Origin of the sequence: Microbacterium proteolyticum, assembly GCF_030818075.1 — a bacterium.
GTDB lineage: Bacteria > Actinomycetota > Actinomycetes > Actinomycetales > Microbacteriaceae > Microbacterium > Microbacterium proteolyticum_A.
Map to the genome: position 1 here is coordinate 1,180,334 of NZ_JAUSZZ010000001.1, position 16,067 is coordinate 1,196,400.

Sequence of the window (16,067 nt, forward strand, 5' to 3'; positions counted from 1 at the left end):
GGGCATCAGCGGGTCGCTCCGGGGGCGACGAGTTGGGAGCGCACGTGCGGGGCGACGTCGAGCAGGTCGGCGAGACGCGCCGGGTCGAGGGTCGCGAGCACATCGTTCAGTCGGGTCCACCCGCCGCCGTCGACCGATCCGAGCGGCAGCAGCACACCCGGGAGCCGGGGGCTGCCGACGACCGTGCCGCCGGCATCGTCGACCCATCGCTTCGCATCGATGCCCAACGCGCGCACGCCGACGGGGCCGACCAGGAGTGCGAGCGGTTCGGCGTGCGGCGCAGCCGTGGCCCGCCGCGCGAGATCGGGCGCCCCGATCGCGGCGAAGGCCACCCCGATGAGCGGAAGCCCGATCGTCGCGGTCCGCGCGAGCAGCTCGCGGGCCTCGGCGGTCGCCGTCGTTCCCGCGTCGCGTCCGACGCCCGGAACGGCGGCCCACACCCGCGTCGTCTCTTCGAGTCCCTCGCTCGTGCGGGCGGCCTGAACGGTCGCGACGACCGCGCGCTCGCCGCCGCCGACGGCGATCCAGTGACTGTCGAGCGGGATGCGCCGGCGCGTGCGCTCGGTGAGATCGTCGCGGTCCCAGGGTGCCAGCAACGGCTCGACGGCGCCCCACGCGGCCGGTTCCGCGTCGGTGAACAGCGCGACGGCCGCCTCGGCCACCCCGCCCAGACGCACCGGGCGGGTGACGCGGTGGCGCGTCGACACGGTCGCCACGACCTGGAGAGTGGATGCCACCTGCGCCCGCACGAAGAGGGGATGCACCGTGTCGGGAGTCGATGGACCGGCGGTGAGCGCATCGGCGGGGGCCGAGAGCCGCACGCCGCTGCGCGCGTCGTAGAAGCCGTCGTCGCGCGTGCGGACGACCCAGTGCCCCTGCACCGCCGACAGCACCTGGGCGAGCGGCTGCGTCATCCGCGAGTGCTCGCCCGAGACGACGATCGGGCGGAGCCCCTGACTCGCCGTCTTGTGCAGCCAGTCGCTCATCGCCGTGGTGAGCGCGACCACGGGGGCGCGCGTCTCGGTCCCGGCCCAACCGGGGCCGGCGGCGTCGAGGAGCGGATGGTCGATGGTGGTCATGCGGCATCCCGAACGGTCAGGGTACGGTCGCCGATCTCGAGGACGACACCGGTGGGCACGGGCGTGCGTTGATGGGGGAGGAGGGGTGTGGAGGAGCCGTCGCCGCGGACGAACGTGCCGTTGGTCGACCCCAGGTCGGTGACCCACACATGGCGGCCGTCCCACTCGAGGCGCACGTGCGACTTCGACAGCGTCCGCGACATGTCGGCCCAGCGGTACACCTCGGCGGGCGCGTCGGCCGGGGCCGAGGGGGCGCGCCCGAGGATGAGCGCGCTGTCGAGCGCGAGACGTTCTCCGGAGTCGAGCATCAGGGTCGGCACCATCCCGCGGCGTGCCCGGCCGGGCTTTCCGCCGGTGGGTGCGGCATCCGGAAACCGGAAGGCGGCGATCGCCGGGGCGAACGGGTCGCGCCCGCGGCGCAGGTCGCACGCGGTCAGCTTTCCGGATGCCAAAGCCCACAGGGCTGTGCCGCCGGCGGCGACCCCGGACTCGCGGTGGACGATCCGTGCGTCGACCGTCGACGCGCCGAGGGTGCGGCCGGTGCGGCCGAGCAGCCAGACGGCGGCGGCCAGGAGCCCGACGGCGATGACGATGAGGGGCCATCCCAGCACCGGCAGCCCCGTCGCGACGGCGACGATTCCGGCGACCAGCAGAGCCACCGGCATGACCACATCGAGGGCCACGGCGCCGGCGATCGTGCCCGCGCGGGCGCGCTCGGAGGAGACGAAGGGGTCCACGTCAGCAAGGCGTGGGATCTCCTGCACGTTCGTCATCGGCGCCTCCTCGACCCTCCACCCTATGCGGGCGTCCTGGTCGATGCCCAGACGGTGTACCCGTTGCGTGGATAACTCGCGGCGCGACGGAATGGTGCATTCGTCAGCGCGTCTGCTCCCGGTCGGCGGAGGCGGGGATGAGCGTTGTCACGGTCTGGCGGTAGCCGTCGAGGGCGTCGAGCGCGACGACGAACGAGACCCCGCCGTTGCCTCCGCGATCGTCGTGCACCTCCGCGCCGGGCAGCGTGATAAGCGTGTCCCACTCAGGGCTGGTGTAGAGATACAGCACGGCCAGGTATCGGCCCTGGGCACGGCGGAGGGGAGCATAGGCGTGGACCATGTCCGGGGTCCAGGTCGAGACGAGCGGGATCCAGTGGCCCCGGTAGAGTGCCTCGGACTCGACCCGTTCGGCGCGCAGAATCGCGTCGAACGTCACTCTGCGGTATCCGGTGCCCTCGTGGTCGTAGAGGGAAACCTCGGAGGGTGTCGCGCCCACCTCGATCCGCCACGTCGGCACGAACCACCCGTCGACCGTCTGCACCCACGTTCCAGCGCTGCGGATCATGTCGCGCACGTCACTCACCCCTGAGCCTCACGCAGGCGCTCGATCTGCGCATCCACATCTCTCCGGGCATCGAGCGCGTACGGGGCTCGACCGTCGACGGGGACGACCACGGGCATGTTGCCGACGAGCATCTCGTCGAGGTCGCCGCGCTCGACGTACCCCCGGCCCTGGAAGAAGAACACCCAGGCGAAGCCCCCGTCGACCGGCTCGCCGAGAGGGACCCGCTCGATGCCGTCTCCCTTGGTCGAAGCCGCGAGGCAGCACAGCGCGATCGCGGTGGCCTGCTCCTTCGACAGTCCGGTCACGACGTCGCCCATCAGAAGCGCGGGTCCTGTCTGAGGCGCAGCGTGATCACGAACTGAGCATGGGTCCACCCGGAGTGGGCTGTCACGGCGCCGAACGAACGCGGATGGGTCGTCATGGTCGAGTTCGTCCCCTGAGTGCGTCGTGGATCTGCGGGAGCGGGATACCGGCGACGGTGCTGAACCGCGCGGCGTCGAGGTCGTTCGCGAAGAACCACCGAGCACCGTGGTGCCGACGCGACAGGCGGTATCCGGATCCCGGTTCCTCGGTGAGGAGGAGGCCGACGCCGGGCTGCGCGACGCCGTCTTCCGACAGCGCGAGCGTGCGGTCTGCGCGACCGAGGCCGTGAGCGCGTCGGATGTCGTTCTCGACGAGGGCGAGGACGAACCGGGCGACGTCGGCCTCGTCGGCCGCCTCGAACACGACCCCTCGGTCGACGTCTCGCCACTGTTTGCGTACGCGCCAGGTCGAGCCGTCGGAATTCACCCTGAGGGTCAGCTCACCAGTCCGAAGAATTACCCCCGCGTCGGCCCGCTGCACCTCGAAGATCTGGGGCGGGAGGCCGGCGAGATGGGTGAGCGGGTCGCCGTCCGCTGGCTCTCCTCCGTTCGAGGCCCTTCCGGTCGGGGACCCTTGCGCGCGCGGGTCGTGTGACCCCACGCCGTTCGCACTCACGGGTCGATTCAAGCAGGGCTTCCTCCACATTCGACGGAAGTGCGCGAGTGGGGAACAACTTCCCGCCGCCTGCCTAGCAGCGTGTGGGCCGGGAGCTCCTTGCGCGTCGACGAGCAAGATGTGGAGACCGACCGAGACGCCGGGCTGTCCGGGTCCGATCGCGTCGCCGATAACTCGTTTCGCGCCCTCAGCGCGCGTCTTCCGGCTCAAGACCGACGCGCCAGGCGTTCCATCTGCACGTCGACGGGCTCGGCGCTCGACAGGATGAAGGGGGCGTCACCGTTCTTCGGGACGACGTAGGGCCCGTTGCCCGTCAGCGCCTCGAAGACATTGCCGCTGATGGTGAACGCCTCCGACTGGTAGCCCTGCACCCACCACGAACCGTAGTCGAGCGTCTCGCCCACCAGGACGCATCGGGGCATTCCGCGCTCCTCCGCTTCGCTGAGCGCTTTCCTCACGGATTCTCGCGCGCCGCTCGCGTCGATCATCGACCACCTCGTTTCCCACAAATCAGTGTCACAGCGTCCCTACCGAACCGAGCAGCTGAGAGTTATCCTCGCCTGTCAGCATCTGGCGAGAACAGTCGTTGCGCCATCGTCGATCGAGCGTCGGCCTGTCTTCCCGTCGAGCCTTCGAATCCGCGCGACGGGAGCTCCACGGATCGCACCGACCTCATGGCGGTCTCGAGATTGTTTGCGGAGCGAGGCTCTGTCACCCGGATTGCCGAGAAACTTCGATTCGACTCAATGAGCGGAGCGGAATGGTACGTAATTGCCGTTTCGCACCATTGCTTCGAATTGGGCGGCCTCGTCAGCCGTGACCTCCTCGAGATCCGAGTCGAGGGAGAAGATGAGTGCGTACTGGATTTTTCCGTCGATATCCGTGCGCCAATCGCCTACGTTCTTCAGGAACTCGTCGACGTGGCCGCCCTCGACCGTACGGCGGCGGAAGAGCGAGATTGGGATCGGCGACGCCCCTTCTCCGCCGTAACGGACGAAGTATCTCGGCGCATCCGAGCCCGACTGGATGCCGAGCCACCGGAGACGAAAGAACCACCGAGAAGCGAGAGCGTCGACAGCGGCGTCAGATAGATCTGATCGCGCATGCTTCAGGCGACTCTTGTAAGCCGCGGCGCCGCCGTCCGGGTGATCGTTGAGGTCGGCTGTGGGCAAATGGTCTGAGTCCGCAATGGCCCCCTCAACCCGTGCGAGCAATTCGGAGGCACCGCCCGACGCGTTCTGCCCAACCCGCGCGACCGCTGACTCATCCTCTGACGGCATGTGGGCTTTGGGCCAGCCGAGATACGCCGTTACGGCCTCGGACAGAACCGGATCATCGTTGGTAGACATGCAGGGCTCTTCCGGTGTGCGCGTCGACGACGGTGATCTCAATTTCCGCACCGTTCTCGATCGGGTGTGGCCGTGCGTACGGGTCGAACGACCCCAACTCGACGTGAGTATTCATCGGATCTCTCGCTGTCCCCGCTCAACCGCGCCCACTAGTCTGCGTACTGTCGTGCGGTGATCGTCGAGGTCGCTCAAGCGGACGGTGAACACGATGCCACCGTTTGAGCCCCGGGGGTCGAGGACGGTCGCGCCGGGCAGTTGGCTGATGTGCTCGGCATCCGCGGTGCCGCCGTAAAAGAGATGGGCGTGACGGTTCATCGCGCCGCGTGGGGCAGGGGTGCGTATCGTCACGCCATCGGAGTCGGTGATAGTGCCCATACCCAGCCAGTAACCGCGGTACTGCCCCTGTGTCGAGAGGGACAGCACTTCCTGAGCCTCGGCCGGAGGACGTCTTTCACGTTCTCGGCCGCGATCCCCGAAAAGGATGATTCTGTCGACGCTTGATCCGTCGCGAAGGTCCTGGGGCGACGCGAACCAACCTTCGGGGGTCCGGATGTAAACGCCCGTGGGCCAGACGCGGTCCCGCATGTCTTGCTGTGATATCTGGTTCGCAATCACGATTCAGCCCGATCGTCCGCCTGTCTGTGAGCCACCGTCATCGATGGGCGGCCGCCACCCGAATCGCGCCGCGCGCTCCAGCGCCGCTGGGCCGCGTGCCCGCGCCTGTTGAATGGTTTCCTGCAGCACGTCATCGGTGGGGATGAACTGTTCGGATGCGGGGACTGACTCGCCCAGAATCTGCAGGCTCAGCCCGGACAGGTCTCGGCGGGGGCCGAGGGGTATCAGAGTGGTGCCCGGTAGGAACGCGACCTCCCCGTCCTGAGGTGACGCGGATAGCAGTGCGACATCGCGTGCTGTGCTGCTGACGATGGCGATCGCGCCGACACCTTCGAAGTTGCCTGTTGCGAGACGGACATCGCGGGTGGCGGGGAGCACCGAATCGAGCGGAATCGGAGCGGTGATCTCCCGCGGGAAACCTCTCCAGCACAGTCCCCGGTAGATCGGGAGCGCCGCCAGTGCGTTCGTCAATCCTGAGTTGTCGCTCATTCGTCGTTCTCCGCCTCCTCTTCGCCTTATGCGCGGCTCTGCCGGCTGGTCTTCACATTCGTTGTTCAGTCTGCTGTCGAGTTTCGATTATTTGAATTGCACGGCGCACGCCATCCTCCCCGAGGTCTTCTGCCTGACCCCCACGTTGCGCCATCTGAGACGATGAAGCGGAGATGTATGGTCCAACCCCAGAGGGGTCCTGAGCGACGAAATCCAGGCCAGGGAAATATCCGCCCTCGTCCATGTGAACAACCGTGCGCGGGGACTTGAGCGCATTCAGCGTCGACGTCCACGTCTCGCCCCAGGTTGAGAATGCCCATTCACTGAGGATGACCGCGGCCGGAGGGCGCCACAGGATGGTGGTAAGACGAGCGCCGCCGGCGAACACCTGGACGTGCGAAATGCCCAATTGGACGGTGACGCCTCCAGCGTCTCCCACCACGAACCTCAGATCACCGATCTGGCGTAGGGCCGCGACTTCAGCGACGGACGCCAGACAGCCTGATGCCGCGTCTGTCCATCGCGCCCGGGGGTCACCAGAGCGTCGACCACCTAGCATCTTCTCGATCCCCACGGAGCCTAGCGTGTTGTTCACGTGTGTCTCGAGCTGTCGCCAGAGTTCGGACGAGTCGGGGAGATTGCGGGTCGTCAATTTCTCACCTCCCGCATGTGAATGTGCCAGACGCCCACGGCGTCCTGAAATTTACTGAGAACTTCGAATTTTGTGCTCCTCTGATAGAGGAATTCCGCTTCTCCAGCGTATCGAGACAGAGGAGACACCGACGACGGCGTTACTCCGTCGATTGTGATGATTCCTGGTGTCTTGCCCTGTCCCAGCGCCAAGTCGGCGAATTCTTGAGCGATGAAGGGGTTCGTAGTTGTGCTCATGAAAGATGCATCACTCCAGTGGTCGCCCGGGATGAACTGGTCGAGGAGATCGGGGCTGAATGTTATTCCGCGAGAGAAGAAACGGCCGGGAATCGCCTCGCCGGGCAAATTTGCGAGTCCCTGTGTCAAGTCCCTTACTCGGCTTTCGAGGAGATCGATGTCCGCGGGCGCGTCACCGTAGTTTCTCAGGTAGGGGTTGATCGCCTCGAAGCCCTCGTCCGTGGTGTACCAATAGATGGCCTTGACCTGCTCCGGGGTGAGCGCCGGGTACGCCTCCGACACAGCGGCGGCCCACTTGTCCATCCGTGCTGGGTCCACTTCCCCGGAGGGAAGACGGAACTCGTCGTTGATGGTAGCGAGCTTTTCGAGAGGTAGCGGCGGGGCATCCGCACCTGTGTGAGGTGGTGGAGCGTCGAGACCCGTGTGCGGCGGGACGTGCAGGTTGTCCTTCGGATCATCGCCGCCGAAGCCCTCCCCGTGGTCTCCACGGCCTACGTCGATGCCATCGTCCCGTCGCCCGGCGTCCTCGCCACCGTCGCCGCGACCCGCGCCATTGCCTCCGTCACCGGTGTCCGAGCCACCGTGGCCACCCCCACCCGTGGCGGAGCCACCTTCGCCGCCACCGTGGCCGCTGCCGCCGCTGGTCTCGGTCGAGGGCTCGCGCACGATCGTCGACTCGCCCGCTCCGCCGGTTTCGGTGCGCACCGGGGCATCCTCGACGATCGAGTTCACCGCACCGGGGCCGGTCTCGCCGCGGACGCCGCCGGCGGCGACGAGCTCGGGCTCGCGCACGGGTGCCGCGACACCGGCATCCGCTCCGCCATCGCTTCGACCCGAAACGTCGGTACGCGCTGGCAGGTCACCACCGCGGATGCCGTCGAAGGAGCCCGCGGGCATTTCGATGCGGCCCGAGGGGATGGCATCCGTCGGCGGGAACTCGTACACCGGAACGCCGTCGTCGATGCGCGCCGTGATGCTGTTGAGGTCGACGCCGGCGTCGTCGAGGGCGCGCAGCGCCGAGGCCGCATCGTCAGCGACGAGAGGCATGTCGGGAGTGTGGAGGTGCAAGCCGTCGCTGGTGTTCGAACCGAGGCGGCCGATGATGTTGTCGAGGCCGCCGATGCCGGCGCCGCCCAGGCGGAGGGCACCGTTCATTGCGAGCGCACCGGGGTCGACGAAGTCGACCACTCGCGCCGCCTTCGCCACGACCGAGGCTGCGGTCGACGCGGTCTTCACACCGGTCACGGCAGCACCCGCGGGGATGAGGATCGTGCCAACGTTGAAGACTGCCTCTCCCGCTGCGGTGCCGGGGTCGTCGGCCCACTTGTCCCATGCGATGAGCGCCTTGCCCGTGTTCAGCCATGCCTCGCGGGATGAGTCTTTGAAGTCGCGGAGCTCCTGGGGCAGCACCTGACCGCCGAACATCTGCGCCGCATCGTCGGCTGCCACCAGCAGGCTCAGCGGCGGCATCACGTTCATCAACAGGCCGCCGGCGAGCGTGCCGAGGTTGCCCCACGCGGCGCCGTACGCGTCGGTGGAGAAGAACTCGCCCGTCGCCGGGTTGTAGCCGAGGACCAGCGTGCCGAGGCCCTCGACCGTGCCCCAGATGCCGCCGACGACAATGCCCTCCCAGAGGAAGTCCTTGACGACGAAGGTGGCGGCCGCCTCCGCGCATCCCTCGGTGCGCTCGACGTCGGCTCCCCACGGCATCTCGGTGCCCTCGGGGATCTCGGAGATGCCGTAGCCCAGCGAGTCGTTCTCCGACTGGGCGGCACGCAGCGCATCAGCACCGTACAGGGCGCGGATGCGGTTGGCGCAGGCGCGTTCGGCCTCCCACAGTCTGATCTGCTGTGCGTTCACCGCGGCCAGCAGCTCGTTGTTGCGGTCGACATGCTCCTGGGACTCGTGCCACTCCTTCGTGACCGTGCGGTACTTGTCGGGGGGTTGCGGGAGCCGTCGTCGTCGTCGTCGTCGACCCGCCCCACGAGCCCTGGTAGGTCGGCGTCGCGGTGGCGCCGCCGTAGGGGGACTGCGCCGCCGTCCACGCGGGGTTGATCTCGCGCACCTGCACGCCGCCCTGGATCGAATCCACGAACGCCTTCGCCTCGATACGCAGGGAATCGAGCTCGGCCTTGATCGGGCGCACATCGGCGGCGAACGCGATGAGGGCGGCCGACACCTCGGCGAGGTTGTCGCCGACCTGCGTGGCCTGCGAGCTCACGGGTGCCATGAGTCCGAGCAGGGTGGGGGACTCCGGCGCTTCGTAGACACCGGCCATGCCCTGCCAGGTGAAGTTCACGTTCGAGCCGTGCTCGGTCACCTGGCCCGAGATGGTACCGATCGTGCGCGCGTTCTCCTCGATGGCATCCGGCTGGATGTCGGCACCCGGGATCTTTTCGAAGTCGATGGGACTCGGCATCACATGACCCCACGCGGGAGTGCGGGCGGGTACACGGCTGACACGGCGGCCGACTGTGCGTTCGCGACCATCTCCATGTCACCTGCGATGTAGGCCTCAGTGGCGGTGACGACGCCCCGCGCCGCGGCACCGATCCGGGTGCTGATGCCCTGGATGCGCGGCCCCTCCTCCTGCTGGAAGTACGCCTGCACGGCCTCCGAGATCGCACCCGACTGCGTCGCCGTCACCGCTCCCTCGAGCGCGGGGCTCAGCGCGTTGAGTGCCGTGCCGAGTGCCTCGGCTTCGACATTCACCTGCTGCAGCACCGCTGAGACACCCGACGGCTCAATACGCCACGCTGTCATCGCGTGCCCTCCTTCGCTCTCTTCTTCCCCTGTGCCGCTCATCGCGCTGCGGCGCGGCGACGATGCCGGGAGCGTGTGGCCCCCGGCATCGCGGGGGAACTCAGCCGATCGACTCCACGGCCGCGCGAGCCTTGCTCAGCGCGGTCTGGGCCGACTCGTCGTTGCGCTCGAGCGACGAACGCAGCGTCTGAATGATGCCGCGCACCTCGGCGGCGGCGTTCTTCCAGCGCAGTTCCTTCGCGCGGTAGTCCTCGGACACGCCGTCGGCGGAGTAGTCGGCCATCGCCGCCTGCACGTCGCGGTCGCGCTGGTCGATGAGCGACTCCAGCAGCGAAGCGACGCGGTTGAAGTTGTCTTGTGCGTTCTGCGACGCCGCGATCGAGTAGTCGCGACGATCTCCTTGGTTCACCATGAGTCAGTCCTCTCCGATCCTCAACGGGCGCCGAAACGCGCGGCGTCGAAGGACGACCCGGCTTCCAGGCTGGTGGTCTGATCGACCATGGACGCCTCGCCCTCTTGGAACGAGCGGTCCATGCTCGAGATGCCGCCGAGCACACCGTCGAGGGCGACCTTCAGCTCGGACGAGATCGCGTCGGTGCGCGACTTGAACCGGTCGAATGCGGCGCGACCCGCGCCCTGGAACTGGCCCTCCAGCGGCTCCGCCGCCTCGAACAGCTGTCGCACCAGCAGCGACAACTCATCGCTCGAGCCGGAGGTTGCTTTCGTCAGCACGCCCAGCGTGTCTGACCCCATTGCGAACTTCACGAGAGCCCACCCTTCGTTCGTGAATCACGTGCAGAGAACTCGAAAACTGTAACCAGAGCCCCCCGGCCCCGGAACAAAGATGAGAGAACTCTCCTTTTCGATTCACCCTGTGGAGGAGGGGTCAGTCACCCGCCTTCGCCGCGGCCTTCGCGGCCCGCTTGTGCTCGCGCACCTTGCCCAGTGACTCCGGACTGACGATGTCGGCGACGGAGCGGAACGAGCCGTCCTCGCCATAGGGGGCCGAGGCCTCGCGCCACCCGGCACCGGTGAATCCGCGCTGCTTCCCGAGGAGCGCGAGGAAGATCTTCGCCTTCTGCTCGCGGAAGCCGGGCAGCGCCTTGAGACGCTTCAGCACCGTCGCTCCGTCAGGGTCGTCACGGGTCCACAGGGCGGCTGCATCCCCGCCCCAGTCCTCCTCGACCGCGGCGCACAGCGCCTGCACGCGCTTGGCCATCGACCCCGGGAAGCGGTGCACGGCCGGCGACTGGGCGAATGCCGCAGCGAAGTCGTCGGGGTCGTCGTGCGCGATGCTGGCGGCATCCATCGACCCGGTGCGCTCCCGGATCTTGAGCGGGCCGGCGAAGGCCGTCTCCATCGCGACCTGCTGGTCGAGGAGCATGCCGATCAGCAGGGCGAGCGGGTTGCTCGACAGCAGCTCGTCGGCGGCGGGGTCGTCGGTGATGCGCAGACTCATGTCCCCATTCTCGCGCCGCGGAGGGGGAGGGAACAGCCGGGGAGCGCGGGCGTCAGTCGCGCTCGGCGATCCACTTCGCGGCGAAGGGCACGGCATCCATCGTCGAGATGTCGCGGGTGATCTCGTTCAACTGGTCGGTGAAAGCGCTGACGTCGCCCGGCGGCAGTCGCGTGACGACCGAGCCGTCGACGCGGCGGATCACGACCTCGCTGACCGACGGCGCATCGCGGCCGGCGTCGAGCAGTCCCATCACGACCGTGCCGATCCATCGCAGCCCGTTGCGCGGCCGGTCTTCCCCCGCGACGGTGTAGACCTCGGATGCCGGTGTGCTCACGGCATCCATCCTGCCCGAGCCGGGGCTGCGACGCGGGGACGACCGTGATGGAGGGAGATCCTGGGGCGAGGGGAGGAGGGATGCCGGGGCGGTTTCAGGCGGTCAGTGCAACACCGTTGTCTGGTGGGGTTGAGAGTAGTCGTTCAAGGGCTTCGGTGGGGGTGGCCCAGTCGAGGGTCATGCGGGGGCGGTCGTTGAGTTGGGTGGCGACGTAGTCGAGGTAGTCGGCGGTGTAGCCGGAGAGGTCGGTGCCTTTGGGGAAGTATTGCCGGAGCAGGCCGTTTGTGTTCTCGTTCGTTCCGCGCTGCCAGGGTGAGTGCGGGTCGCAGAAGAAGACCCCGTCGCGCAGGTCGGCTTCGACGGTGATCCTGGCGTGGGCGGACAGCTCCTTGCCTTGGTCCCAGGTGATGGATCGTCGCAGCAGGTCGGGCAGTCGCCGCATTTGTTGGATCATCTGATCGGCGACAGTCTCGGCGTCTCGGCGGGCGGGCAAGTGCAGCAAGATCACGAACCGGGTGGCGCGTTCGACCAGGGTTCCAATCTGTGACAGACCGTCCTTGCCGATGATGAGGTCCCCTTCCCAGTGGCCGGGGACGGCGCGATCTTCTGCTTCGGCGGGACGGTCGGAGATCATCACCATCCCGGGGATCTTTCCTGGCCCGGCCGCTGCGGCCGCTTGACGTTGGGTTCGGGCGCGGGGCTTGCGGGTGGTGCGGCCTGAGCGCAGCGCCCGTGTGAGCTCGTTGCGTAACTCACCGCGACCCTGCACGAACAGGGACCGGTAGATCGCCTCGTGCGAGATGCGCATGCTCTCATCATCCGGGAAGTCCACCCGCAGGCGTCGGCTGATCTGCTGCGGGGAGTGTCCCAGCCTCAACCGCCGCTGCACCTCGACCCGCAGCGAGAGCTGCGAAGCGAGCTTGGATGGCTTAGGGCGCGATAGGCGCCGATCCGCGCGGCCCTGCGCGGTCGAGGGTGAGTAGAACACCGACTGGGTGGGCGGGCGCATCGTGCGTTTCGCCCGGTAGCGCGGCAGATTGCCGCGATTGCGACGCAACTCCCGCAGCACCGTCGAGGGATGCCGGCCAAGGCCCCGAGCGATCTGACGGATCGATTCGCCCCGCGCCACTCCAACAGCGATCTGCTCACGCTCGAGAAGGGTCAGAAACCGACCCGAGGGATCAGACAACGACAACGGTGACATACCGCCAGCATCCCGAAACCATCTCTCCGCACCCTGCCGCGACGCGCCCGCCGCCCCCGCCGCATCCGCCGTCGACAATCCCGCCGCGATACCTCGCCAAAACTCCCGCTTCACACTCCGCAACACACTGAACACCGCCCACCCCCTCAATCAGGGTGTTGCACTGACCACTTGAGTGCGCCCCGGGGTATGGTCCTTCGCTGGCCCTGGTCCTCCGCTCGTCACGGAGGGGCTGCGGCGCGGCGACGAGCGGTGAGATGAAGGGAGGGTCTGGGGCGTACGGAGGAGGGATGCCGGGGGTGAGGTCCTCCGTTTGGATCCTGGTCCTCCGCTCGTCACCGCGCGCTGGCAAACAGCGCCACGCGGCGCAAGCGAACGGCGCCACCGCGCGCAAGCGGACAGCGTTACCGCAGGCGGAACGGGCAGCGCGCCTCAGCCGGCGTCGGCGACGTCGCGCTGCTCGAGGGCGGCGGGCTCGGTGACCTCGATGCCGAACAGCGCCGACAGCGCGTCGATGTACTCGTCGGCCCGGCCGGTCTCGGCGAGCTCGTGCGCGCGGGTCGTGGGGGTGTGCAGCAGCACGCCGACGAGGTGACGGAGGGCCTGCTCGGTCTGCCCGCCCTCGTCGCCGCGGGCGCGCACGCGGGCCACCTCGGCGTCGAGCACGCCGAACACGTGGGCGCGCAGCGCCACGACGGCGGGGGTGATGTTCTTGCGCTCGCCGACCGAGGTGAAGCGGCGGGCGGCGTCGCGGACGAGGTCGCGCGCGGCATCCGTCGCCTGCAGCTCTTCGAGCGGGGCGTGGAGGCGGATGGTCTCGAGATCCAGCAGGTCGACGCCCGCGACGGTGGCCACGTCGGGGTCGACGTTGCGGGGGAGGCCGAGGTCGATGACGAGACGGCGGGCCGTGTGGTCGACGGGGCAGACGCCGGCGCTGCCGTCGATGGCGGTCTCGTAGGCGCCGCGTCCCGCCGCGAAGGTCGCGGCACTCAGCACGTAGTGCTCCGCGGTGGTGCACGTGATCACGAGGTCGGCGTGGGCGACGGCGGAGGGGAAGGTCTCGGCCGAGACCGCTCGCAGGCCGTGCTTGAGCGCGAACTTCGTGGCCCTGCCCGAGGGTGAGTGCACCGAGATGTCTTCGGCGCCCTGATCGCGCAGGGCGGCGACCGTGGCGGCGGCGTAGGCGCCGGTGCCCACCAGGAGAACGCGCTGCGTCGACCAGTCGGCGATCCGGCTGTCGGCCAGTTCCAGGCCGAGGCGCACGAGCGAGCGGCCGGCGCGACCGATGGCCGTGGAGTTCTTCACGCCGCGCTGCGCCTCGGAGGCCCGCTGGAAGAGCCGCTCGAGTTCGGCCGAGGTGGTGCCGAGCTTGCGCGACTCGGTCAGTGCGCGACGCACCTGCCCCGCGATCTCGCCCTCGCCCACGACGACGGACTCGAGACCGGATGCCACGGAGAACAGGTGTTCGGCGACCTCGTTACCGCCGAGGACGGTGTAGCCGCCCTCGAGTTCGCTGGCGGGAACGCCGGTGGCGGCCTCGATTGCGGCGAGCGTCGCCTCGATGCCGAGGGCGACGGCGGCGGTGACCGGCTCGTCCATGTCGACGTAGGCCTCGAAGCGGTTGCACGTCGCGACGACGACGGCTCCCTGCACGCACTCGTCGTGCGCGGCGATGAGGGGGGCGGACGGGGGTGCTGGGTACGCTCAACCGCTCCAGGAGCTCGAAGGGCGCGGTCTTGTGACTCGCGCTGACGCACAACAACACATTCATATTCTACGCCCGGCTTTCGCGAGGTATTCCGGGCGGCCTTTCGACGTCAAGGCATCCCCTCTGCTCACCGGAAGCGAATGGGAGGATGGATGCCATGGCCTCCCTCGATGCTCCCCTTCTCCGTGCCCTCCGGGGCGACCGTCCCGAGCGTCAGCCGGTGTGGTTCATGCGGCAGGCGGGGCGCTCGCTGCCGGAGTACCGGGAACTCCGCGTGGGTACGCGCATGCTCGACGCCTGCCTGACCCCTGACCTCGCGGCGGAGATCACGCTGCAGCCGATCCGTCGTCATGACGTGGATGCCGCCATCTTCTTCAGCGACATCGTCGTGCCGCTGCGCCTGGCCGGTGTCGACGTGGTCATCGAGCCCGGCCGCGGCCCGGTCTTCGCCGACCCCGTCCGCACGGCCGACGATGTGGCGCGCATCACTACGATCGACCCCGCCGACGTGGCCGCGGCTGCCGAGCCCGTCCGCGAGGCCGCCCGCCGCGTGGTCGCCGAGCTGAGCGACTCGGTGCCCCTCATCGGCTTCGCCGGCGCGCCGTTCACGCTCGCGGCGTACCTCGTCGAGGGCGGACCGAGCAAGGAGCACTTGCGCGCGCGCGGCATGATGCACGCCGACCCGGCGTCGTGGCATCGCCTGGCCGGGTGGCTTGCGAAGGTGTCGCGCGCGTTCCTCGACGCGCAGATCGACGGCGGGGCTCAGGCCGTGCAGCTGTTCGACTCGTGGGCGGGGTCGCTCGCTCCCGCGACGTTCCGCGAGTTCATCGCCCCGCACTCGCACGAGGCGCTCGAGGGCATCGAGGTGCCCCGCATCCACTTCGGCGTCGGTACAGGCGCGTTCCTCGACGACATGCGCCTGGGCGGCCTCGCCGACGCGGTCGGCGTCGACTGGCGGATGCCGCTCGACGAGGCCGCAGCCCTGGTCGGTCCCGACGTCACCCTGCAGGGGAACATCGACCCGGCCCTGCTCGGTGCCCCGTGGCCCGTGCTCGAAGCCCACGTCGACGACGTGCTCGCGCGCGGCCGCGCAGCGCGCGCACACGTGCTCAACCTCGGTCACGGCGTGCCGCCCGACACCGACCCCGACGTGCTGACCCGCATCGTCGCCCACGCGCACGGGCACGACCCGGCCCCCCGCGCCGACGCTCTCGCCGCCGGCGATGACACGGTCGGCGGGGCGCGCACGCATGAGTGAGGCGCTCGACCGGCTCGTGCAGCACGCGCACGAGACGCGGGTCGTCGTCGTCGGCGGCGGGATCTCCGGACTCGTCGCCGCCCGCGAGTGCGCCAAGGTCGGTCTGCAGGTCACCGTGCTCGAGGCCTCCGACGTGTTCGGCGGGGTCCTGCGCACCGCCGAGGTCGGAGGACTCACGCTCGACGTGGGCGCCGAGAGCTACGCCACCCGCGGGGGCGTCGTGCGCGACCTGCTCGCCGAGTTGCATCTGACCGACGCGATCGTGTCGCCGAACCCCGCCGGGGCGTGGGTTGCGGGCGTCCCCGGCGTCGGGGCGGCGCCGCTGCCGAAGGGCGGGGTGCTCGGCATCCCCGACAACCCCTTCGCTCCCGACGTGCGGCGCATCATCGGCTGGTCGGGCGCGTGGCGGGCGTACGTCGATCGCGTACGGCCCCCGCTCACCATCGGCCACGCGCACAGCCTCGGCAAGCTCGTGCGCTCGCGCCTGGGCTCACGCGTCCTGGACCGTCTGGTCGCCCCCGTCACCAGCGGCGTGTACTCCGCACGGCCTGACGACATCGACGTCGACCTCGCCGCCCCCGGCCTCAACGCCGCGCTCACCCGCA

19 protein-coding genes and 1 pseudogene are annotated in these 16,067 nt (G+C 68.9%); 2 read left to right on the forward strand and 18 right to left on the reverse strand.

What is annotated here, in order from left to right; translation table 11 throughout:
- Window positions 1-5: 5 nt before the first annotated feature.
- The 18 genes from QE392_RS05420 to QE392_RS05505 all read right to left on the reverse strand — a co-directional run bounded on the left by QE392_RS05420 (window position 6) and on the right by QE392_RS05505 (window position 14,149).
- Entirely contained in the window at window positions 6-1,079 is a 1,074-nt protein-coding gene (locus QE392_RS05420) for a DUF6177 family protein (protein WP_307449083.1), read from the reverse strand.
- The gene (locus QE392_RS05425) at window positions 1,076-1,852 is read right to left on the reverse strand and encodes an FHA domain-containing protein (RefSeq protein WP_307449085.1); all 777 of its coding nucleotides are present in this window, start codon (window positions 1,850-1,852) and stop codon (window positions 1,076-1,078) included. Before QE392_RS05425 ends, QE392_RS05420 begins: the two co-directional genes overlap by 4 nt.
- Before the next feature lie 103 nt (window positions 1,853-1,955).
- Window positions 1,956-2,435, reverse strand: a complete 480-nt coding sequence (locus tag QE392_RS05430) for a hypothetical protein (RefSeq protein WP_307449089.1) — start codon at window positions 2,433-2,435, stop codon at window positions 1,956-1,958.
- The gene (locus tag QE392_RS05435) at window positions 2,432-2,734 is read right to left on the reverse strand and encodes a YrhB domain-containing protein (RefSeq protein WP_307449091.1); all 303 of its coding nucleotides are present in this window, start codon (window positions 2,732-2,734) and stop codon (window positions 2,432-2,434) included. Before QE392_RS05435 ends, QE392_RS05430 begins: the two co-directional genes overlap by 4 nt.
- A 100-nt stretch (window positions 2,735-2,834) precedes the next feature.
- Window positions 2,835-3,206 (reverse strand): hypothetical protein, encoded by a 372-nt coding sequence (locus QE392_RS05440; protein WP_307449094.1) that lies wholly within the window; start codon window positions 3,204-3,206, stop codon window positions 2,835-2,837.
- 395 nt (window positions 3,207-3,601) lie between these two features.
- Window positions 3,602-3,883: a YrhB domain-containing protein gene (locus QE392_RS05445; protein ID WP_307449098.1), complete on the reverse strand. Its 282-nt coding sequence runs from the start codon at window positions 3,881-3,883 to the stop codon at window positions 3,602-3,604.
- A gap of 255 nt (window positions 3,884-4,138) precedes the next feature.
- On the reverse strand, window positions 4,139-4,744 hold the full coding sequence (locus tag QE392_RS05450; RefSeq protein ID WP_307449100.1) for a hypothetical protein: 606 nt from the start codon (window positions 4,742-4,744) through the stop codon (window positions 4,139-4,141).
- Between the two features lie 111 nt (window positions 4,745-4,855).
- Complete coding sequence (locus tag QE392_RS05455) at window positions 4,856-5,167, reverse strand: hypothetical protein (RefSeq protein WP_307449105.1); 312 nt, start codon at window positions 5,165-5,167, stop codon at window positions 4,856-4,858.
- A gap of 195 nt (window positions 5,168-5,362) precedes the next feature.
- Window positions 5,363-5,848 (reverse strand): hypothetical protein, encoded by a 486-nt coding sequence (locus QE392_RS05460; RefSeq protein WP_307449108.1) that lies wholly within the window; start codon window positions 5,846-5,848, stop codon window positions 5,363-5,365.
- Window positions 5,849-6,496: 648 nt separating this feature from the next.
- Entirely contained in the window at window positions 6,497-8,596 is a 2,100-nt protein-coding gene (locus tag QE392_RS05465; protein ID WP_307449111.1) for an ADP-ribosyltransferase, read from the reverse strand.
- Entirely contained in the window at window positions 8,520-9,155 is a 636-nt protein-coding gene (locus QE392_RS05470) for a hypothetical protein (protein WP_307449115.1), read from the reverse strand. Before QE392_RS05470 ends, QE392_RS05465 begins: the two co-directional genes overlap by 77 nt.
- Entirely contained in the window at window positions 9,155-9,499 is a 345-nt protein-coding gene (locus QE392_RS05475) for a DUF6507 family protein (RefSeq protein WP_307449118.1), read from the reverse strand. The genes QE392_RS05470 and QE392_RS05475 overlap by 1 nt, the downstream gene beginning before the upstream one ends.
- A gap of 100 nt (window positions 9,500-9,599) precedes the next feature.
- A complete protein-coding gene (locus QE392_RS05480) occupies window positions 9,600-9,911 on the reverse strand; it encodes a pore-forming ESAT-6 family protein (RefSeq protein WP_307449121.1) in 312 nt (103 codons plus the stop codon).
- Between the two features lie 20 nt (window positions 9,912-9,931).
- On the reverse strand, window positions 9,932-10,252 hold the full coding sequence (locus QE392_RS05485; protein ID WP_307449123.1) for a hypothetical protein: 321 nt from the start codon (window positions 10,250-10,252) through the stop codon (window positions 9,932-9,934).
- A gap of 133 nt (window positions 10,253-10,385) precedes the next feature.
- The gene (locus QE392_RS05490; protein WP_307449126.1) at window positions 10,386-10,958 is read right to left on the reverse strand and encodes an HhH-GPD-type base excision DNA repair protein; all 573 of its coding nucleotides are present in this window, start codon (window positions 10,956-10,958) and stop codon (window positions 10,386-10,388) included.
- Window positions 10,959-11,010: 52 nt separating this feature from the next.
- Window positions 11,011-11,292, reverse strand: coding sequence for a hypothetical protein (locus QE392_RS05495; RefSeq protein ID WP_307449129.1), 282 nt, complete (start codon window positions 11,290-11,292; stop codon window positions 11,011-11,013).
- Window positions 11,293-11,386: 94 nt separating this feature from the next.
- Entirely contained in the window at window positions 11,387-12,646 is a 1,260-nt protein-coding gene (locus tag QE392_RS05500) for an IS30 family transposase (RefSeq protein WP_444875307.1), read from the reverse strand.
- Between the two features lie 282 nt (window positions 12,647-12,928).
- Window positions 12,929-14,149 carry a glutamyl-tRNA reductase gene (locus QE392_RS05505; RefSeq protein ID WP_307449132.1) on the reverse strand — a complete coding sequence of 407 codons (1,221 nt, stop codon included), beginning with the start codon at window positions 14,147-14,149 and terminating at the stop codon, window positions 12,929-12,931.
- Window positions 14,150-14,361: 212 nt separating this feature from the next.
- Between QE392_RS05505 and hemE the strand changes: the two genes are divergently transcribed.
- Together hemE and QE392_RS05515 are read left to right on the forward strand one after the other, a co-directional pair.
- A complete protein-coding gene (gene hemE / locus QE392_RS05510; RefSeq protein ID WP_307449134.1) occupies window positions 14,362-15,462 on the forward strand; it encodes a uroporphyrinogen decarboxylase in 1,101 nt (366 codons plus the stop codon).
- Window positions 15,455-15,991, forward strand: a pseudogene (locus QE392_RS05515) (protoporphyrinogen/coproporphyrinogen oxidase); the annotation flags it as partial. The gene hemE and the pseudogene QE392_RS05515, both read left to right, overlap by 8 nt.
- Window positions 15,992-16,067: the final 76 nt, after the last annotated feature.